Source organism: Pedobacter riviphilus (assembly GCF_014692875.1).
Taxonomy (GTDB): Bacteria; Bacteroidota; Bacteroidia; order Sphingobacteriales; family Sphingobacteriaceae; genus Pedobacter; species Pedobacter riviphilus.
Window position 1 is genome coordinate 2,319,164 of record NZ_CP061171.1, and the last position, 20,370, is coordinate 2,339,533.

Annotated in this window: 21 protein-coding genes and 1 riboswitch; of the genes, 4 read left to right on the forward strand and 17 right to left on the reverse strand. The window is 37.4% G+C overall.

The genetic code is table 11. The annotated features are described in order from the left end of the window. Positions 1 to 13: 13 nt before the first annotated feature. From H9N25_RS09465 to H9N25_RS09495, 7 genes are all read right to left on the reverse strand, one after another. Positions 14 to 748, reverse strand: a complete 735-nt coding sequence (locus H9N25_RS09465) for a hypothetical protein (RefSeq protein WP_167294467.1) — start codon at positions 746 to 748, stop codon at positions 14 to 16. Positions 749 to 786: 38 nt separating this feature from the next. Next, a complete protein-coding gene (locus H9N25_RS09470; protein WP_190328712.1) occupies positions 787 to 1,470 on the reverse strand; it encodes a pseudouridine synthase in 684 nt (227 codons plus the stop codon). A gap of 41 nt (positions 1,471 to 1,511) precedes the next feature. Next, on the reverse strand, positions 1,512 to 2,414 hold the full coding sequence (locus tag H9N25_RS09475) for a histone deacetylase family protein (RefSeq protein ID WP_190328713.1): 903 nt from the start codon (positions 2,412 to 2,414) through the stop codon (positions 1,512 to 1,514). Continuing rightward, positions 2,414 to 3,274 (reverse strand): bestrophin family protein, encoded by an 861-nt coding sequence (locus H9N25_RS09480; RefSeq protein ID WP_167294470.1) that lies wholly within the window; start codon positions 3,272 to 3,274, stop codon positions 2,414 to 2,416. The genes H9N25_RS09475 and H9N25_RS09480 overlap by 1 nt, the downstream gene beginning before the upstream one ends. A 32-nt stretch (positions 3,275 to 3,306) precedes the next feature. Next, a complete protein-coding gene (gene kynU / locus H9N25_RS09485; protein ID WP_190328714.1) occupies positions 3,307 to 4,596 on the reverse strand; it encodes a kynureninase in 1,290 nt (429 codons plus the stop codon). Positions 4,597 to 4,660: 64 nt separating this feature from the next. Then, a complete protein-coding gene (locus H9N25_RS09490; RefSeq protein ID WP_190328715.1) occupies positions 4,661 to 5,266 on the reverse strand; it encodes a DNA-3-methyladenine glycosylase in 606 nt (201 codons plus the stop codon). Positions 5,267 to 5,279: 13 nt separating this feature from the next. Further along, positions 5,280 to 5,759: a GAF domain-containing protein gene (locus tag H9N25_RS09495; protein WP_167294473.1), complete on the reverse strand. Its 480-nt coding sequence runs from the start codon at positions 5,757 to 5,759 to the stop codon at positions 5,280 to 5,282. Between the two features lie 107 nt (positions 5,760 to 5,866). Between H9N25_RS09495 and H9N25_RS09500 the strand changes: the two genes are divergently transcribed. Further along, complete coding sequence (locus tag H9N25_RS09500) at positions 5,867 to 6,580, forward strand: DUF3291 domain-containing protein (RefSeq protein WP_223833685.1); 714 nt, start codon at positions 5,867 to 5,869, stop codon at positions 6,578 to 6,580. A 17-nt stretch (positions 6,581 to 6,597) separates the two neighbouring features. Next, positions 6,598 to 6,849 (forward strand): hypothetical protein, encoded by a 252-nt coding sequence (locus H9N25_RS09505; protein ID WP_167294474.1) that lies wholly within the window; start codon positions 6,598 to 6,600, stop codon positions 6,847 to 6,849. A gap of 496 nt (positions 6,850 to 7,345) precedes the next feature. On the opposite strand, the gene H9N25_RS09510 is transcribed toward H9N25_RS09505, so the two are convergent. The 7 genes from H9N25_RS09510 to H9N25_RS09540 form a co-directional block, all read right to left on the reverse strand. Continuing rightward, on the reverse strand, positions 7,346 to 7,681 hold the full coding sequence (locus tag H9N25_RS09510) for a Dabb family protein (RefSeq protein ID WP_167294475.1): 336 nt from the start codon (positions 7,679 to 7,681) through the stop codon (positions 7,346 to 7,348). A 95-nt stretch (positions 7,682 to 7,776) separates the two neighbouring features. Next, on the reverse strand, positions 7,777 to 8,271 hold the full coding sequence (locus tag H9N25_RS09515; protein ID WP_167294476.1) for a YMGG-like glycine zipper-containing protein: 495 nt from the start codon (positions 8,269 to 8,271) through the stop codon (positions 7,777 to 7,779). Positions 8,272 to 8,402: 131 nt separating this feature from the next. Beyond that, positions 8,403 to 9,128, reverse strand: a complete 726-nt coding sequence (locus H9N25_RS09520) for a Dph6-related ATP pyrophosphatase (protein WP_190328716.1) — start codon at positions 9,126 to 9,128, stop codon at positions 8,403 to 8,405. Beyond that, complete coding sequence (locus H9N25_RS09525; RefSeq protein WP_190328717.1) at positions 9,118 to 9,804, reverse strand: SIR2 family NAD-dependent protein deacylase; 687 nt, start codon at positions 9,802 to 9,804, stop codon at positions 9,118 to 9,120. Before H9N25_RS09525 ends, H9N25_RS09520 begins: the two co-directional genes overlap by 11 nt. 8 nt (positions 9,805 to 9,812) lie before the next feature. Next, a complete protein-coding gene (locus H9N25_RS09530; RefSeq protein WP_190328718.1) occupies positions 9,813 to 10,754 on the reverse strand; it encodes an ABC transporter substrate-binding protein in 942 nt (313 codons plus the stop codon). 176 nt (positions 10,755 to 10,930) lie between these two features. Then, positions 10,931 to 11,518 carry a DUF6580 family putative transport protein gene (locus tag H9N25_RS09535; protein ID WP_190328719.1) on the reverse strand — a complete coding sequence of 196 codons (588 nt, stop codon included), beginning with the start codon at positions 11,516 to 11,518 and terminating at the stop codon, positions 10,931 to 10,933. A 41-nt stretch (positions 11,519 to 11,559) separates the two neighbouring features. Further along, the gene (locus tag H9N25_RS09540; protein WP_167294481.1) at positions 11,560 to 13,428 is read right to left on the reverse strand and encodes a TonB-dependent receptor plug domain-containing protein; all 1,869 of its coding nucleotides are present in this window, start codon (positions 13,426 to 13,428) and stop codon (positions 11,560 to 11,562) included. A 98-nt stretch (positions 13,429 to 13,526) separates the two neighbouring features. Next, positions 13,527 to 13,721, reverse strand: a riboswitch (cobalamin riboswitch). Positions 13,722 to 13,805: 84 nt separating this feature from the next. Here H9N25_RS09540 and H9N25_RS09545 point away from each other — a divergent pair. Next, positions 13,806 to 15,053, forward strand: a complete 1,248-nt coding sequence (locus tag H9N25_RS09545; protein WP_190328720.1) for a serine hydrolase — start codon at positions 13,806 to 13,808, stop codon at positions 15,051 to 15,053. A 112-nt stretch (positions 15,054 to 15,165) separates the two neighbouring features. After that, positions 15,166 to 16,569 carry a sigma-54-dependent transcriptional regulator gene (locus H9N25_RS09550; RefSeq protein WP_190328721.1) on the forward strand — a complete coding sequence of 468 codons (1,404 nt, stop codon included), beginning with the start codon at positions 15,166 to 15,168 and terminating at the stop codon, positions 16,567 to 16,569. A 163-nt stretch (positions 16,570 to 16,732) separates the two neighbouring features. On the opposite strand, the gene H9N25_RS09555 is transcribed toward H9N25_RS09550, so the two are convergent. The 3 genes from H9N25_RS09555 to H9N25_RS09565 all read right to left on the reverse strand — a co-directional run bounded on the left by H9N25_RS09555 (position 16,733) and on the right by H9N25_RS09565 (position 20,268). After that, positions 16,733 to 18,523 carry a chloride channel protein gene (locus H9N25_RS09555; RefSeq protein WP_190328722.1) on the reverse strand — a complete coding sequence of 597 codons (1,791 nt, stop codon included), beginning with the start codon at positions 18,521 to 18,523 and terminating at the stop codon, positions 16,733 to 16,735. Positions 18,524 to 18,597: 74 nt separating this feature from the next. Continuing rightward, a complete protein-coding gene (locus H9N25_RS09560) occupies positions 18,598 to 19,320 on the reverse strand; it encodes an RluA family pseudouridine synthase (protein ID WP_167294485.1) in 723 nt (240 codons plus the stop codon). 258 nt (positions 19,321 to 19,578) lie between these two features. Next, on the reverse strand, positions 19,579 to 20,268 hold the full coding sequence (locus tag H9N25_RS09565; RefSeq protein ID WP_029274338.1) for a response regulator transcription factor: 690 nt from the start codon (positions 20,266 to 20,268) through the stop codon (positions 19,579 to 19,581). Positions 20,269 to 20,370: the final 102 nt, after the last annotated feature.

Sequence of the window (20,370 nt, forward strand, 5' to 3'; positions counted from 1 at the left end):
AATTATTCGGGAATTATTTCCCTCCAACATTAACCACAACACCAATGGTAAAGATAGAATTACCTGCAGACATGTATTTGCGACTCTTTAAGCCAATATTACTGCTCGTGGTATACTGCAACTGGAAAGTTTTACTGAGTGCCATACGCGTAAAGAATACAGGCTCAAAGAAGATATTGTCTTCTTTTGGCTGAACAACACCATTTAAAAAGAACCTATCCATTTTAATATGGCTAATCCTTAACGCCGTACCGTAGTTAATCGGAAAATCGGTTCCGAATAAATGCAGGTTGTTTTTCTTTTTCGAACTATAATTTACCTGTAAAAATGTCTTCCGATAATCTACTTCCTGCAATTCGGAACTGACGAGGATATCGTCTTTATAATCACGGAAAGTGATATCGCTCCACCCCTTTCCTACACCTGCATAAACTTCTATAATCCGGTTGTTGTCAGGCCCAAAAGTATCAAAGTACCCCCCGCCGATCTCAATTAATTTATGTCCAAAATCCTTGGTTTTTCTTTCGCTGTTCATTCTCGATCCGCTAAAAAGTACACCGATATGATCAGAAACGGCATAAGCACCATTAACACTGGCGTTGCCTTTTAAGGAGATATGTGCACCACCACTAAATTCACCCTGTTTACTCAACATGGGGGTATTTGGAACGTTTGGCATATAAACAGATGAACAACTGGCTGCAAAAAGCGCTAAAACTGGAAGTGTAAAACGTAAGTATTTAATCATAGATGCTATATAAACAGATTTTAATGGCAAAAATTGTGTTAGTGTGCCATTTTCATGAAATCCATCACTCTTTTAAACTCATTGTGCAAACCGGCTTTTAAATGGATTTTTTCTTTTGTGATGGGATGATAGAATGCTAATTCGGAGGCATGGAGCAACATAGTTGTCATATCCCACTGCTCTTTAAAAAATTTGTTTTGTTTATTACAGCCATGTGTCCTGTCTCCAATAATCGGATGTAATATATGGCTAAAATGCCTTCTCAGTTGATGCATTCTCCCGGTTTTAGGTGTAGCCTCAACCAATGAATACCGAGAGGTAGGATGTTTACCGAAAGCTACTGCTACCTCTGCCCTTTGAAGTGTTCTAAACGAGGTGAAAGCATCTTGCATGGTTCCGTTTTCTTTGGCTAACGGATAGTCGATATCCATGGCATCAGGTGTGAAACCACGTAGGATAGCCAAGTATTTTTTATCGGTTTGTGTATTCATAAATTGCTGATGCATAGCGATTTCAGATACTTTATCAAAAGCAAACAACAAGATTCCACTAGTCTTCCTATCCAATCTATGCACCGGACTAACATGTTTACCAACCTGGTCTCTTAATAACTGAAGCGCAAACTCTGTAGCATCTCTTGCAATGGAAGATTGATGTACCAATAGCCCATGTGGTTTGTTAATTGCAATTAGATTTTCGTCCTGATAAATAATCTCCAACATATGGCCGCGAAGATAAGGATATTATGGTTTTGTGCGTGAGCTTATACAAATAAATCAAAGGTCAGCCGATAGGTGTTACAATGTGCATCTACAATATCTCTGATATCGGTGGAGTAGCCACCGCCCATACTCACCTGCACCGGTAGATTTTTATTTTTACAGGCCTGCAGTACCATGCTGTCACGTTCTTTGCATGCTGCTCTGCTTAAAGCCAGTTTACCCAACTTATCAGTAAAAAGTACATCTACCCCCGATAAATAAAATACAAAATCAGGCTTTGCTCTTTCGAGTGCCTTTTTTAAATTTACATTTAAAGATGACAAATATTCTTCATCTTGTACACCATCATCTAAAGGCACATCCAAGCTTGAAATTTCTTTTCTAAAAGGGAAATTTTTATCGCCATGCATCGAAAAAGTGAATACCCTTGACTCATTTTGAAAGATTTCGGCAGTACCATTTCCCTGGTGCACATCTAAATCAATTATTAAGATCCGTTTAGCTAAATTTTTATTTAACAGATAATTAGCTGCAACAGCCTGATCATTTAGCAAGCAAAAACCTTCTCCCCAATTGCTGCCCGCATGATGTGTGCCTCCTGCAACATTAAAGGCAATTCCGTTAGTTATTGCAAAATGGGCAGCATCAATTGTGCCCTGCGTAATTCTCAGTTCTCGTTCTAAAAGCAGCGCATTTAAAGGGAAACCTATCCTTCTTTGGTCTTTTGCTGATAGTGTTAAATCCCTAAGCTGCTCCCAATATGCTTTTTCGTGAGTCAAGAGTATAACATCCTCTGAAACTAGTTCGGGACTAAATAGATTCTGCGATGTTATAGTCCCCTCATGTAAAAGTTGTTCAGGTATCAATTCATATTTAAGCATCGGAAAACGGTGTCCTTCGGGCAAAGGATGTGCGTAGAGTGGATGCCAGGCAATCTTAATCATTAACCTAAAATCTCCTCTACGTGTTTTTCGATGTTCGTACAGATCTGATCTACCGGGAGGTCGTTCGCATCTTCTCCAAACGGGTTCTCTATTTCTTCAGCTATCAGCTCCAAACTTGCTAATACATAGAGAATAAAGGGTACAATCGGCACCACGAAATAACCCAAACTGAATACCCATCCAAAAGGTAAAGTAATAACGTAAATAAAGATAAACTTCTTGATAAAAGCACTGTAAGAATATGGGATCGGTGTATTTTTGATACGTTCGCAAGCGCCGCAGATATCGGTAAATTGATTAAAATCGCCTGAAAGCACAATAAACTGCTCCTGTGAGATAGCACCTTTTCCAAGTAATTCGTATAACCTGTTAATCAAGCTTCCTGCAATCTGGTTTGGTACGTGTTTACCCTCTTCAACCTCTATTAAAAGGCTATTTTTGCCAAAATACATTCTTTCGCGTAAATGTTCCTTTAAGGCAAAAGCATATTTAGGGATGCCATATTCGAAAAAACGGACATCTTCCTCTGTTAATTTAAGTGCTTTTATTTTCAAGGCCAGGTTACGACTCACATTGGTTAGCGATCCCAACAACTTTCTTCCTTCCCACCACCTGTCGTATGCTGTATTTGTTCTAAAAACCAGTAGCATGGATAATACAAAGCCCAATAAGCTGTGCATCATACCAATATTGGTTACATAACTGCTTTTCGATAGTTGAAAAAAATTGAGTTCTGCAAATGCCACCAAACCCGAAAAAACTGCTACAGCTAGCATTAATGGCCACAGTTTCCGAAAAGTGTCGCTTTTGTGAATATGAAAAATGAAGGTACTCCAGTCTTTAGGATTGTAATTAATCATTTCTTATTTTTTTAATGAGCGTCTGTGCTTTGTTATTGTAAAACCTCTTTACTTACTTTTAAAAGCGCTTTTCCGGCGTGGTAAACATCTTCGAAAGAGTTATAAAGTGGAACTGCACTTAAACGGATCACATCAGGCTCGCGCCAATCGCCAAGTATATGATTAGCCATTAAACCATCAAAGATCTGTTTACCATTACGCTGTGCGATGATGGATAATTGGGCTCCTCTATCTTTAGCGATTTTAGGTGTGATAATCTTAAACTGCTCTACACCTATTTCTTTATTTACTTCATTTATAATAAATTCAAGATAGGCAGTTAAAGCAATACTTTTACTTCTTAACGGCTCCATAAAGCCCGCCTGTTCGAAAATCTGAAGAGAAGCATGATATAAAGCCATAGGCATTACCTGCGTACAACTTACCTGCCAACCGTCTGCCCCAGCTTCAGGAATAAAGCCTTTTTCCATTTTAAAACGCTTACGCTCCTGGTAGCCCCACCATCCAGCAAAGCGATTTAATTTGGTATTATTGAAATGTTTTTCATGAACAAAGATTCCGCTTATTCCTCCTGGACCTGAATTTTGATATTTGTATGAGCACCAACAAGCAAAATCGATATCCCAATCGTGAAGCTTTAAGGGCACATTACCTGCAGCATGCGCCAAATCCCAGCCTACAATTGCGCCGATTTCATGCCCTGCCTTTGTAATGGTTTCCATATCATACCACTGCCCGGTGTAATAATTAATTCCACCAAATAACACCAACGCAATTTCGCCTGCATTTTCTTTGATCTGAACAACAATATCCTCCGTACGGAGTATTTCCTCGCCTCCTCTAGGGAAAACCTCTATAATCGCTTCTTTTGGATCGAAACCGTGAAACCTTACCTGGCTTTCTATTGCATATTGGTCAGACGGGAATGCGCCGCCTTCCATAATAATTTTGAAACGCTTGCCTTTGGGCTGATAAAAACTAACCATTAACAAATGGAGATTCACGGTTAAGGTATTCATTGGGCAAACTTCCGATGGTAATGCGCCAACAATTGGGGCCATTAACTTTTTAAGTGCCTTGTGGTAGAACATCCAGGGTTCGTTTCCATCGAACCAGCCCTCTACAGCATAGTTGGCCCAGTTATTAAGCTGACCTTTTAAAACTTCACCAGCTACTTTAGGTTGAAGCCCTAATGAGTTACCACACAGATAAATAAAATCTTTTCCATTGTGGTTCGGAAATAAGAACTGAGACCGAAAATCACGTAACTTGTCCGCTTCGTCTTTTGCTTGCGCAAATAATAAGTTGTTTTCAAAATTCATCGCCTCAATATTACAAAAAAAGCAGGTATTGTTTCCAAACCTGCTTTTCAATTATGTTATTTTATTAAACCTTATTCGGTTTACTCACATATTTATTGCCTTTTACAAAGAACCGCCAAGGCAACAAAGCATGCTCCTTTGCGTATGCAATACCCACACGGGGTGTAGCTACAATATCTTCGTTTTGATATCGAATAGCATGGTCTTCGATCCAGATTTCATTACCGGTAAGATTTTTGGCATTAAAAGTTCTATCTATCCCTAGTGCTTTTGCCGCAGAACCCGGACCAGCTGAAATTGCGCCTTTTGTATGCAACATATTTCTCCTCTGTTCAATAATATCAATCCCAATCAAAGGCTCTATACCCCTAATTAAAACAGCATGTGGATCATTTTCTTTTGAACTTACAACATTGAAGAGATTGTGCATACCATAACAGAGGTATACATAGGCAATACCGCCGCTACCATACATAGTTTCTGTTCGGCTGGTTCTGCGACCACCATAGGCATGCGAAGCTTTATCCTTTATGCCAAAATAAGCTTCGGTCTCTACGATAATCCCTGCGCTGATTTCGTTATCAATTTTGGTATACAATACCTTACCCAACAGATCTTTAGCTAGGCTAACCACGTCTTCATTCAGATAGTATTCTTCTTTTAGTTTCAATACATTACCTTAACTACCTGTTTAATAAAATGGATATAACCTGCTCTAAATAAACCTTATCCGTTTCATCAAATTTATTTAAAACCTCGCTATCCACGTCTAGAACCCCTATCACTTCTCCGTTCACCATCAAGGGTAAAACAATTTCTGATCTCGAAGCCGATGCACAGGCGATGTGACCAGGGAATTCCTCAACATCAGGAACAATAATGGTTTCTGCCTGTTGCCAGGACGCGCCACATACCCCTTTCCCTTTTTTAATGCGTGTACAGGCTACCGGACCTTGAAATGGCCCCAGCACCAATTCATCTTCTTTAACCAAATAAAACCCTACCCAGAACCAGTTAAATTGCTCTTTGAGCGCCGCTGCGACATTTGCGAGATTTGCAATAAAATCTGTTTCGCCATAAAGCAAAGCATCTATCTGAGGGATGATTGACTGATATTGCTCTTCCTTTGATGTGTTTCTGGTAATGGTTAAATCTTCTGCCATTTTAATTTTTCTATAATCAAAGTTAGTTATGATTTGTGAGATACAAAGCAATGGTGGGTTTTAATGACGAAAATTTGAATGATAACCTATTCTTAAAATCCTTAGTTTTGGCATCATTAATCGTAAAGTTTATGATCGTAGCCTTAACCATTACCAAATTCCGTAGCCTCACCATTCCTTTTGCTTTTATGGGAATGGCTGTTTTACGGTTGCCATTGTGGTTGAATAAAAGATGCAGGTTCTGGAAGTTAATGGGAAGCGGAAAAGATGCTCAGGTAGATTTAGCTCCTGATTACAAACATTGGGCTGTGCTTACTACCTGGGATAACAGGAAGGATTGTGATGTTTTTTATCGTGATTCTTTTGTGATGAAATGGTTTGGTTTCTTCGGAGTTGAAAGCTTTACTATATTATTAAACCCTTTATCTAGTCATGGCTTATGGTCAGCAGTACAGCCATTTAAATCCGATATAGCAAGTAATGTCCACACGGATAAGATTGCTGTAATTACAAGGGCAGCAATTAAATTTAACAAGTTAAAAGAGTTTAGGCAGAATATTAAAAGAGCAGCTGATGCTATGCGCACTGCACCAGGCTTTATCTTGTCGGCAGGTATTGGTGAAAACCCATTTTTCGATCAGGCCACCTTTTCGATCTGGGCCGATGCAGATAGTATGAAAAACTATGCGTATAAATCTTTTGATCATTCTGATGTGATTAAGCTTACCAGGGAGCGCGAGTGGTATAAAGAAGAATTATTTGCCCGCTTCTCGATTGTAGATACCTGGGGTACACTGAATGGCATATCTGTTGAATTGTAAATAAAAATATAAAATAAATGAGAGTAGTAGCAGAACTTCCACATCCGGAATGTAAGATCACCATTTTTTCGATGAACCAAAAGTATATTGTAAAGTTTGAGCAGGGTACCTTTGAGCAAAGTTATAAACTTGCAGAACTTGATCTAAGTGGGGGCGGTGTTAATGATGTGTTTGAAATTATAGACGAAGTGTTTATTCAAACAGTAATAGCTCGTTTTAAAATAATGCGTTCTGATTTCACGGCGGCCTATAACAGGCATCAATACTAGTATTTATTAATATAACTAATTGATTTTTAGAGTATTATTTGTTTGTTCGAAATAATATTTCGAATATTGGATTGTTTTTAGAAAGAAAAGCACTTCTAATAAATAGTAATTGTTTAAATTAATTTATATAAACAATTGATATATTGATTTTTATACACAATAACAAAATATAATTTCACCTGCTTATTTTGCCAAATAAATGGGAGGTTTGGACTTTTTTCATCCTGTAGTGAACAATATCTATTTTGTAGCCCTGAAATAAATTCATGGTGACCAATCTCTTCTAAGGTTACTTAAAATAGATTCTCGGCTGCGCCCGAAATGACTGATCGCGGGATTGACCCGTTCGTAAATGAATATTTAATAAAAATGCGCATAAATGAAATATGTATTCATCTGTGCGCATTAATGGTTAATACAAGAAGATCTTGAAACAAGTTCAGGATAACGCTCGTAGAATGTTCCTTATGCTTGGCGCTTCTGTGGCTAAAACTTATTAAGCAATCACCGTGTCGTGTACCACTACCCTGTACCAGTTTTTCGAAAATTTCTCTACGGCGTCTAAATGTGCTTTATCTTCCTGATAAGCATTATGGTCTGCGATGTTGGCAAATGTAATGGTTAGCGAATAAGTAAAAGAGTTATCGGTTACCGGACGTACAGGTGTGTTAGCAGCTAAACCGTAACTTAATGTTTTGATATATTTGATTGGTTTTAAGCTTTCAAAAAAATTGGCGAAATCTGCAATTTCGGCTTTAGTTAGTTGAGGTTTTAACCAGAACATTACGAAGTGTTGGATCTGTCCTTTATCTGCGGTTTGAGTTTCTATCATGGTTCTTTTTTCACTAATATATAAATCATTTTTTTGGGCACAAAAAAAAAGCCCCGATTTTACAATCGAGACTTCCTATTATCTTCTAAAGCTTTTTAGTTTTTAGGTTGCACACGGCCAGATTTTCTGTCTTCACCTCTACCGATTAAATAACCGCCACCAGCTCCAACTAATCCACCGATGATAGCACCTCTACCTTTTTTCTTATCGATTAATGCACCACCAACTGCTCCTGCCGCACCACCGATAACTGCACCTTTAGCTGCATCGCTCCAGCCTTTTTTCTTAGCTGTTGGTTGTGCACCACCATAAGCGCCAGTAGAACCACCACCAGAACTTGCATAAGATCTAGATGAGCTTGCTCTCCTTGCTGCAGCTAATTCTGCCTGGTGTTTAGCTTCTTTTTCCTGTTCTACCTTGGCCACTTCGGCTTTTTTAAAGCTATCTAACCTTAAACTATCTTTAACTGCTTTAATTGCCAATTGTTTTTCGGCCTGTTGTTGTTTTAATGCTGCTTCTTCTTTTGCCTTATTATTACAAGCAAATAAAACTGAAGAACTTAATGCGATTACTACCAATATCTTTTTCATAACTCTTAATTTTTTAATATGACGCTTGTTTAGCTACCTAACCTCGCTAAACAGGTTTCAATGTGTTGTATGATTTAGTTAATTACCCATACTAAAGAAAAAATGATGCCAAAATGTTTTGAAAAGAAAAATTATTCCAATAAATCCATATACCAGAAGCCAGAAAGGGTTGTGGTTGAGCAAGGTGAATCGTCATCTTTTGTTGTTTTACTTGGAGCATTATAAGTTCTGAATACCTTCTCTCCGATGGTGAAAGTGATTTTACTCTTGAAAATTGGTCCTTCAAATGCAAAAGTATGAAACTCTCCATTTTCGCCGCAGGGATCGATATCTGCGGGAAGTTGCCTGATTAAATCAAGGCTGATTACTTTTCCACAAAAATTTTCGAGATTTTGCTGTGTGCAAACAATGATGGTTTTATAGTTCAGGTTTAGGAATTCTTCAATTAAATGTTGTGTATCTTTTTTCCAAAGTGGAAAAATAGCCTTAAGTCCAATTTCTGCTAATTTGTTCTCGCGATAAGTACGTAAGTCCTCTAAAAAGATATCGCCAAAAATAGAATGGGTAATACCTTCCTCTTTAAATTTAGAAAGATGATGCTTCATGGTACTATCATAGGTTTCCATATCGGGCATTTCGCCCAAACGAATCTGATACAGTGGAATACCAATGCTTTCAGCCTGTTTGATCAGTAAGGATTCCCTAACACCATGCATGGAAACACGGTTGTATTTTTCCGTAACTGTAGTAATCAGGTATCGGATTTCGATAGTTGAATCTTGTAAAGCATAATGCAAAGCCAATGTGCTGTCTTTACCACCACTCCAATTAAAAATGCAAATCTTTTTATCTGGCATTGGCTAGGATTTCTTTTAACGTCGCAACGCCTTCTACTGCGTTTTTTTCAATGTTGATTATATTCTTATAACGCTTTACATCGGGTGTTTTTGGATCAATAATGTATTTATCAACAAAGGAAGGCACAAAATCAATTAAACCTGCTGCGGGATAAACAGCTAACGAAGTTCCGATGAGCACAAACAGATCGGCTTGTTTGCAAAGTTTAACGGCTACCTCTATCATGGGTACAGCTTCGCCAAACCAAACTACATGTGGACGAAGTTGAGAGCCCAGCTCACAAAGCTCGCCCATTTTTATTTCTGAACCAACGATGGCATAGGTTAAATCTGCTTTTCTATCTGATTGAGACCTGGTAATTACGCCATGAAGATGGGTAACTTTGGTAGAGCCTGCCCTTTCGTGCAAATCATCAATGTTTTGGGTAATAATTTCAACGTCGAAGTCTTTTTCCAGCTCGGCAAGCACCTGGTGAGCCAGATTAGGTTTCGCAGCTAAAACCTGCCTTCTTCTTTCATTATAAAATTCTTGTACCAATTCCGGATTTCTCTCCCAAGCCTCGGGGGTGGCTACATCATAAACATTATAGCCTTCCCATAATCCATCAGCATCCCTAAATGTTTTTAACCCACTTTCAGCACTGATCCCTGCTCCTGTTAAAACAACTAATTTCATAAATGTGATTATACAGATTTAAATGATTTCACAGGCTGGCTGTAGTTGATGAATTTTTTGGCTATGTTTTCGTCCGCCTTAAATATTTCAGGGTGAAACATACAAGCTAAAGCTTCAATACCCTCAACAAGTGTGCCTACACTAGGCTGGGTAAACATATCAAAATCAGCAATATAAACCTGGTTGTTTTTTACGGCCTCTAGCTCTTTCCAACCTGTTTTTGAGGTTAGCAGCTCCATTTCTTCCATGCTTCTTTCCATATCAAAACCACATGGGGCAATAACTAAAACCTCTGGATTATATTTCTGGATTTTATCCCATTGCGTTACAATAGAGTCACCACCAGGATTAGACAGCATATCAACACCACCAGCGGCAGCAATCTGAAAAGGAATCCAATGTCCGCAGTTATAAATCGGTTCTATCCACTCCATCAGCATGATCCTTTTTAATGGCGCACGGTTTGCCCTAAGCTGATCTAAAATATGATCTGTTTTCTTTTGCAGCCCTGCCAGATAGTTTAACGCTATCTCTTCCTTTCCTAAAGCGTTGGCAATGGTAATAGCACATTCGAAAACATCCCGTAAGTTATTTGGTGATAAAGGAACTAGTACAGGTTGTTTACTGAGCTTCATTACGGCTGTTTCGGTGCAAACCGTATCGATGTTGCACACTTCACATATATCCTGTGTAAAAACCACATCAGGTGCGATGCTTTCCAATAGTGCATCATCTACCCAGTACAAACTTTTGCCTTGTGCTTTTGATGCAGAAAATATACGGTCTATTTCGATGCTCGAATAGTTTTTACCTTCTAATATGCATCGTACAACTTTAGGCTGAGCTGCCGCCTCTTTAGGACATTCGAATGTTACGCCATGCAGGTATTCTTGCAGGCCCATATCGTAAATCATTTTTGTAGCAGCAGGTAAAAAGGAAACAACTTTCATATCAATATTTATGTATTATCCTGAACTTGTTTCAGTATCTGATAGCCTTTATTAGATGCTAAAATAACTCAGCATGATGAGGAGTCTAAGTTAAAAAAAATCCTCTTTTGAATCGAATCAAAAGAGGATTTCTATGTTGTTTTCGCTTGATTGATATTATACCAATCAATGGAAATCTATAACTTTTGTCTTTGCAGTTTCAATACTGGGTATTTTGCTTTTAAAATTTCGAAAGCTCCAAAAAGTAATGCACCATAAATCACTGTTCCCTCTAAGAATCTGATCTCGAATGGAATGGCTTTAATTAAACAATCTATAAACCCATTGAAGTTTTGTGTATACAGCGGGTTCTTATACCATGAGCCAATATCACTTACAATCCAATGGATGAATACAATTACAATTGTAGAAAGTAATAAGCTAGCAATATTTACCTTTTTTAGTAAGAAACGACTCACTAAAACCATTAATGCAATTGCAAGGTATGTCCAGAGTTCTTGAATTAAGAATATATCTACATACTTTTTATATATGGTTGTATAAAGCACTAAATCGCTTAAAAATAAACTCAATAGCGGAAAAGCGAATGCTTTAAGATTATCTTTAAAATATGCTCCTCCAAATAAAGCTACCGCTCCTATTGATGAAAAATTAGCAAACTTTAATTCATCTGAGTTAAATGTTACCAGCAAACGGAAAGCCGTTATTACCAATATCATTAACAACAAAATTAAAGTACGTGGATTAAATTTTAAATGAGACATCCTATTTTTGGTTAATATGTATACTGCAAAGTTAAATTTTATTAGTGTATATTAAAAATTACTCCGGTATTAAAGTTGAAACCTAAGCTATTGTAACCAATAATCTCGTTGTATTTTTCGTTCAGGATGTTTTTGGCATCAAAAAACAGTTTTACACGTTTTTTAGCCAAAGCATATTCTGCATAAGCATTTAACAATTTATAAGCAGGTAAATTATCTACCGTGTAAGTCGTAAAATTACCATCGTTACGTTTACCAAAGTAACGGTAATTTGCGCTTACATATAAATTGCTCGTAGCCTGCGCACCTGCAGTGATCCCAAATGTATGTTTTGGTCTGCGGAAAAGATAGTTGGCAACCGCATTATCAACAAAATTGAACTCATTCCCTTCTACGTAAGCATAATAACCATTGATATTGAACACACTGAATTTAACTGCTGGTTCAACCTCGAAACCTTTGGTTTTCTGACTTACCTGGTTAATATATCCATTAGGATAAGCATAAATGATTGCATCGGTTAAATCTCGCTTATAACCTGCTAAACGTAAGCTAAATTTGTCGTCAGCAAAGCTAAAATTAACACCAGCTTCGTAATTCTTCGATTTCTCAGGCTTTAAGTTCAAATTAGCACCAAACTGACCAAAAAGCATGTTCAAGGTAGGCACTTTAAATGCTGTTGAAACAGTTCCAAATAACTTTATTTCCTTAATGATGTTGATACTTGGGGTAATTGAGTAAGTATAGTTTTCGCCATATTGTTCGTGTTTATTGTAACGTCCGCCAACTTCAAGATTAAATACACTTAAATCGTGTAAGAATAAAGATCCATAAGCAGCAAAAATATTGGTTTCCGGTTTATTGGTTGCTGATGATAATTTCATCACGCGGTTATCGATACCCACCAATAAATCTAATTTATTTCCCAATTTTTGGTTGTAGAATAAATCCAACAACGATACGCGACCTTCGTTAACACTAGGATATTGGCTGTGTGCATCGTTTCTGGTGCTTTCAAAACTATAGTTCAAGGTTACTTTACCGGTAGCAAATTCATATTTGGCATTAGTACCTGCAGCAAAGTTTTTCAAAATCGAATAATTGTTTGCATCGGTAAAAGCACCACCATCAAATTTATAATTGCCATAATAATAACGCACAAATGGATTTACAGAGAAATGATTATCCAATTTGATTCCGAAGTTCGCATTTAGAGCATCGGTTTTGAAACCATCTTTATCAAATATAGCTGCACTTCCCATTGGGGTTGCTGCTTCTGAAATCCCATCGGTTTTAGCATGGGTATAGTTAATATTATAAGAAAAACCTTCAACTCCACCGTTTAAACCAATGGTTCCTTTATAAGTTTCGTAACTCCCTGCACTGGCCACACCATAAATGGTATTTCCTTTTGGGCCACCTTTTTTGGTGATAATATTGATTACCCCTGCAACGGCATCAGAACCATAAATGGTAGACTGGCCGCCTCTTAAAATTTCGATGTGATCAATCTGATCAATAGAAATCAATCTTAAATCGAATGCACCTCCGTTTCCTGATGGATCGTTCTGTACAATACCATCAATTAAAACCACTGCATAAGCACTTCCTGCACCCCTAAAAAATACCGATTTGTTTAATCCTGGGTTGCTGCTTGCGCCTGCTACAATAATCCCTGCCTGCTCACTAATAAGTTCTGGCAATGATTTCCCGTTACTGCGATCCAATACTTCGCGACTGATGATAGTGACCACTTTTCCAGTCTGAGATTGTTTCTGGTCATTTTTTGTTGCAGAAATTACAACATCTTTGAGCTGCAAACTATCTTGAGTTTGAGCATTAGCCACCTGGCCAATCATTAACTGTGCGAGCCCCAGCCCTGCTACAGTTAGCATACTTTTTTTGTTCATTTGATTGTGAGTTTTGCCCACAGCCAACAGATTAGAAAAGGAAATGAAAATACGAACAACGTTAATATCTCAATCCAAGCTTCAATCCCCGAAAGCTATGAAATTAAACGCTAAAGGCAGGTCTTCTGACTTACTCCCGTTTTTTCTGTCTTCCCGCTCAGTAGTTAATTGGGCAGTGACTTAAGAATTGAAAAACGTTATAGAGCTTACAGCTGCGGGACAGTTACAGATTTACACTGTATTCCCTTTTAATCCCGGATGTAAAGCCGGAAACCAAAAGCGCTGCAAAAGTAACAAAATTAAACAACATGTAAAATGGATGATGGAAAATGGTGATTTTAATAGAAAAAGCTAAATTAGGAATCAAATTTCTACTCATGAAAAGGATTTTAATTATTGCATTTTCGTCAATCAGTATATTTGCTATGGCACAAAAAACCGATACTGTTTTTCTTAGGAAACTAATGGAAACCAAACCAGAACTTTTTTCTTCAATACTTAACCATCCTGATAAAAACCAGGTTCAAATCCTTTATACCCAGGTTAACCGTGATGTAAAAAATAGACCTACTTTTAAAACGTTTAGCTATAATTTAGATCCGCACCATTATTTTTACCCTGCAAGTACTGTTAAACTCGCTGCAGTGATTTTTGCCCTAGAGAAAATAAACCGGTTAAAAAACACGGGATTAACAGCTAAAAGTACCATGATTACCGATAGTGCCTATAAAGGGCAAACGAAAGTTTTAACAGACACAAGTGCTAAAAATGGGCTTCCATCGATAGAACATTACGTTAAAAAGATTTTGCTTACCAGCGATAACGATGCCTTTAACCGTTTATTCGAATTTATCGGCCGGGCAGAAATTAACGAAAAATTGAAAGCAAATGGATTAAACGATAGTCGCATTTTAAACCGCTTGGCCATTGGTGATGCCGGAGAATCGGCCAAACACACCAACCCTATTAAATTTTACAATGGCAGTCAATTGGTGTATGATCAACCGGCACAATACGATCCAAAAGACTACGAACTGCAGCTAACTAATCTGGTAATGGGTAAAGGCTATTTGGACAGTGCCGATAAATTGGTAAATAAACCATTTAGTTTGGCAGGAAAAAATGCCTTTGCCATCAATGATCAACAAAAACTGATGCAGAAATTAATTTTTCCTGAGGCTTTTCCAACTAATGAAAGGTTTAACCTGACTGCAGAAGATTATAAGTTGATTTATACCTACATGAGCAAATATCCAACGGAAAGCGATTATCCTAAATACGATCATAAAGAATTTTGGACAACCTATGCGAAGATGCTGTATTATGGAAGAGAAAAGATAACACCAGCCCCAAACATTAGAATTTTTAACAAGTATGGTGATAGCTATGGCTACATCATTGATAATTCTTATTTCGTTGATTTTAAAAATAGAATTGAGTATTTCTTAACGGCGGTGGTACAAAGCAACGAAGATGGTATATTTAACGACAATAAATATGAATACGATACTGTTTGTTTCCCCTTTATGAAGAACTTGGGCAAAAGCATTTATGAAGTAGAATTAAACCGCAAGAAAATGCACCGAACAGATCTTAGCAAATTTAAACTTGATTATTCCTACTAAGATTAAAACCTTTCAGTCCTTTTCAGGTTTATAGCGTAGAAATTGTATAAAAAACTATACATTAATTAAAAAATAATATATTCGCATTTCAAAATTAAAGAATACATCTCTAATGGCTAAATTATTAATAATTGACGATGAGCGTGCGATAAGGAGTACCTTACGCGAAATTCTAGAGTATGAGAATTACGATGTTGAAGATATCGATAACGGTATTGACGGTCTCGAAATGATCAAAAAAGGAAATTTCGATCTGGTACTTTGCGATATCAAGATGAATAAGATGGATGGTATGGAAGTGCTCGAACAGGCACAGATCATTAAACCAGATTTACCATTCATTATGATATCTGGTCATGGAACAGTTGAAACTGCAATTGAAGCCAGTAAAAAAGGAGCTTTTGATTTTATTTCGAAACCACCTGATTTAAACCGTTTACTGATTACTGTCCGTAATGGTTTAGACAGGGGAAATTTAGTTACCGAAACCAAGGTTTTAAAACGTAAAGCAAGTAAAACCCGTGAGATTTTAGGCGAATCGGAAAGTATTTCTAAAATTAAGGAAACCATTGAGCGTGTTGCGCCTACCGAAGCCCGTGTATTAATTACTGGTGCAAATGGTAGCGGTAAAGAATTGGTAGCCCGTTGGTTACACGAAAAATCGAACCGTGCCGATAGTCCTTTAATTGAGGTAAATTGTGCTGCTATTCCATCAGAGCTGATTGAAAGTGAATTGTTTGGTCACGAGAAAGGTTCATTTACCTCTGCTGTTAAGCAACGTATCGGTAAATTTGAGCTGGCTAATGGTGGAACTTTATTTTTAGACGAGATTGGCGATATGAGCCTCTCTGCCCAGGCAAAAGTTTTACGTGCTTTGCAAGAACATAAAATTTCGCGTGTGGGTGGTGAAAAGGAAATTGAAGTAAATGTTCGCGTTTTAGCAGCAACCAATAAAGATTTATTGAAAGAAATTGAAGATGGTAACTTCCGTATGGATTTGTACCATCGGTTAAATGTAATCAATATCCATGTTCCACATTTAACAGAGCGAACTGATGATATTCCTGTTATTGCCCAGAACTTTTTAGAAAGTATCTGCAGCGATTATGGAATGCCCGTTAAGAAAATAAACGATGGTGGAATGGCCGCCTTAAAAGCTTTGCCTTGGACAGGTAATGTACGTGAGTTACACAATATGATTGAGCGTTTGATTATTTTAAGCGATAAGGTTATTACCGAAAATGACGTGCGTGCCTTTGCTAATCCAGGTGGTGGTACAAATATTGGCGCCGCAAGCAGTGCGCAGATTCCGGGTGCCGGTGGATTGAGCCTGTCTTCTTCTTTCGATTCTTTCAATAATTTTCAGGATTATAAAGATCACGCGGAACGTGAATTCATCAAATTCAAACTGGAAAAAAACAACTGGAATGTATCAAAAACAGCTGATGAAATTGATATCCAAAGAAGTCACTTATATAGTAAAATTGAAAAGTTTGGTTTAAAGAGAGCTGAGTAAGTTAAAGTGTTAGCGCCTTTAAATTAAGTAGAAAACAAAAAATATTGTCATCCTGAGCCTGTCTAAGGAAAAATATTTTTTGTTTTCTATTATAAAGTCTTCGATAAGCTCTAACAACCATGGCTTGTGTCTTCACGAATCATTTTCAGTATCGTGTTTAGACCTACCCCATATAATCATTCTGCCTCATCAGCAACGCCCTGTATTTATTAAAAATTGCTGTTTTAGAGACAAAGCCTAAATATTGGTTCTGCACGGTAAGCACTGGTAAAATCCATACATTATCCTGTTCCATTTTCTCCAGTACCATTTTAAGGTCATCATTTTCTGTAATCGTATTCGGTGCAGGCTGAACCAAATGAGAAGCTCTTAAATTCCCCTTATCAGGATGATTGATCATCTCATTAAATAGTTCTTCCATGTAAATTATCCCCTTAAAATCGCCCAGTTCGTCTGTTACAGCACAAATGTTTTTATGCGATTGCATAATCTCGTTCATCTTAACTGAAATCAGATCGTTCATATATAATTGAGGATAGGTTTTCTCGATCAAATACTTTAGCTTCATCTGGTTTAAAACCGTTGTATCCTTATCCTCATGAGATAATAACTCTCCCTTATCGGCCAGTGCTTTGGTATAAATAGAATGTTTTTGCGAGCTGCGGTTAATGGCGTAAGAAATCGCAGTGGTTATCATCAAAGGCACCATTAAAACATATCCCCCAGTAATTTCGGCAATCAGGAAGATACCCGTTAATGGGGCATGCATAATCGAGCCTAAAGCAGCAGCCATGCCTGCAACAATAAAGTTCGAAACATTCAATTGCGCTATTCCCGATAAATTCACGACATAAGCAAATATAAACCCGATTAACCCGCCCATAATTAAACTGGGCGCAAATGTACCACCATTACCACCTGCACCTAAGGTAACAAGGGTGGCAATTGATTTCATAAAAATGGTCACTACCGTAAACAGTACTACCACGGCCGAAATTGAGCTATAATCGGCAAAAATACTATTATTGATTACCGTATGATAATCACCCTTTAGTAAGCCTTTTATTGTGATATACCCTTCACCATATAGCGTAGGAAATAGAAATACCAAAGCGCCAAGCATTAAACCGCCTACAATTACTTTGGTATAAGGATGTTTTATTTTATAGAATAATCCTTTTACCGCATAATTTGCTTTGGTAAAATAGATTGAAAACAAACCAATAAAACAAGCCAGTATTACATAATAGAATAAAGCATTTATCTTCCACCCTTCTGTAACCAGAAAGAAAAGCTGTTGGGTATAAAATAATCTTGCCACTACCGCTGCCGTTGCGGCCGATAACAGAAGGGGAATAAATGCCGGAATGGTAAACTCTGGCAATAGAATCTCGATGGCAAAAACAATCCCAGCAACCGGGCTATTAAATGCCCCTGCAATACCAGCGGCTGCACCACAGGCTACCAGCATGGTAATTTCGCGGTATGACAAGCCCAAAACACGACCAAGATTAGAGCCTATTGCCGATCCACTGGTAACAATTGGTGCCTCCAAACCTGTTGAACCACCAAAACCTACCGTAACGGCTGCAGTAATAATCTGCGAATAAATATTATGTGCTTCTACCTTACTCGATTTTTTCGAAATGGCATAAAGTAAAGGGGTTAAACCTGTTTCGAATTTTGTTTTACGGATAAAGTATTTGATGTACAAAACCGTTAGAAAAATACCGATCATCGGAAATATAAAGTACAAATAGTATTTATATTTCCAGTGCCAGTCTGATTGAAGAAATTCTTCGATATGGTGGGTTAAACTTTTTAAAACGGCAGCTGCGAGTCCTGCTAAAATCCCGACAATTACAGCAAGGATAATTAAGAAATTACGGTTTGATATTTTAGATTTTCGGTACTGGTTAATCTTATCAAGGTAATTTACAAATCTGATGTACATTCTATTGTTTTTTAATAGAGGGCGAATACCAAAAGTAAGAAAAACAACGAAACGCGCCAATTTAAAGGGCTGTTTTAAGCATCAAATTTATCCAATAGCTTAATTAAAGTTGCAAAATCTTTTGGGTATGGTGCATCAATCACAATATCTTTGTCATCTAATCCTTTAAAAACCAAATGTCTGGCATGTAATGCGAAACGTTTCATAATGGGCTGCTCCTCTTCGCCTTTGGCTAATTTATATCCTCTCTTTATTGATGAAAGAAAAACAGGTTTCCCTTTGTACATATCATCACCAACAATGGCTGCTCTTTGTGTCGCCAGGTGAATACGGATTTGGTGCATTCTACCGGTAATCGGTTTACACTCTACCAAAGTATAGTGTTTGTAGTATTTTAAAGAATTGAATATCGTTTCTGCACGTTTACCTTCAGCCCTATCAATGGTTACATTTTTATTTCCATCGTTTAAAATAGGTAGATCAACAGTTAAATCATCAAAAATGACGTGTCCATCTACCACGGCATGATAGGTCTTATTTACCTTTCTTCTTTCGAACTGCATAGAAGCGTGGCGGTAACCTTCTGGATTTTTTGCAATGATTAGAGCACCAGAAGTTTCTTTATCCAAACGGTGACAAACCTGCGCATCATCACTATACTGTTTGGCCAAGCGTAATACATTGGTTTCTCCAGATCCTCCACGTTCATCGAGCGAGGCTAAAAATGGAGGTTTATTGATCACAATAAAATCATTGTCTTCGAAAAGAATAAGGTCTTTAAAATTTGGAAACTTCAAACTGTGCTGTAATTAATGAAGCGCAAAAATACGATTTTATTTTTTTAAGGTGAGCCTGACCCTGAATTTATTTCAGGGACTCAATTAAGAAAGATGCTGATCTCGAATATTCGGGGCAGCATGCCGATTTTTTAGGACTGTTGTCCTCCTGAACCCGATCTATCGGGTTGTTTCTGGAATTAATTTACGATGCATAAAAAACACAGATTAATCACCAGAAAAATCTGTGCTAATCTGTGTTATCTATGGTAAAGCTATTTAAGATAGCTCAAACTTATAACCTACTCCTTTTACGGTTGATACATAAGTTTCGCCTAATTTTTCCCTTAGTTTACGGATGTGAACATCAATAGTTCTATTGGTTACTACTACCGAATCTTCCCAGATATTTTTAAGGATCGATTCGCGGGTATAAACTTTTCCTGGTTTTGATGCCAGCAGATATAAAAGCTCAAATTCTTTTTTCGCCAATACCACTTTGTTACCGCCTTGAAAAACCAAATAAGCTTCACGGTCGATTACTAAATCGCCAATTTCCAATTTGTTTTCAGATACTTCTTCTGTTCCTGTATTCCGCCTTAAAATCGCATTAATGCGACTAACTAAAGCACGTGGTTTAATTGGTTTTGCGATATAATCATCAGCACCTACATTAAAACCAGCAATTTCAGAATACTCTTCACTTCTGGCGGTTAAGAAAACCATAAATGTATTTTTGAATTCAGGTATTGCACGCATTAAACGGCAAGCCTCAATGCCATCCATTTTAGGCATCATAATATCCAGAATAATCAAATCTGGGTGCACCTTTTTCGCAACAGTAATTCCTTCTTGGCCATTGGTAGCTGTGAAAACCTGATAACCCTCTTTTTTAAGGTTATATTCAATAAGCTCCAGAATATCTGGTTCATCATCAACAATTAATATTTTCTGACCTGCGTTGTTCATAGTTAAATATTTGTTACGAAAGTAGTGTCTATGATGCAATATTTAGTTAAGCCTAAGTTAAGAAATTGTTAATTACTTAAATTAGTTTAACATGGAATTTGT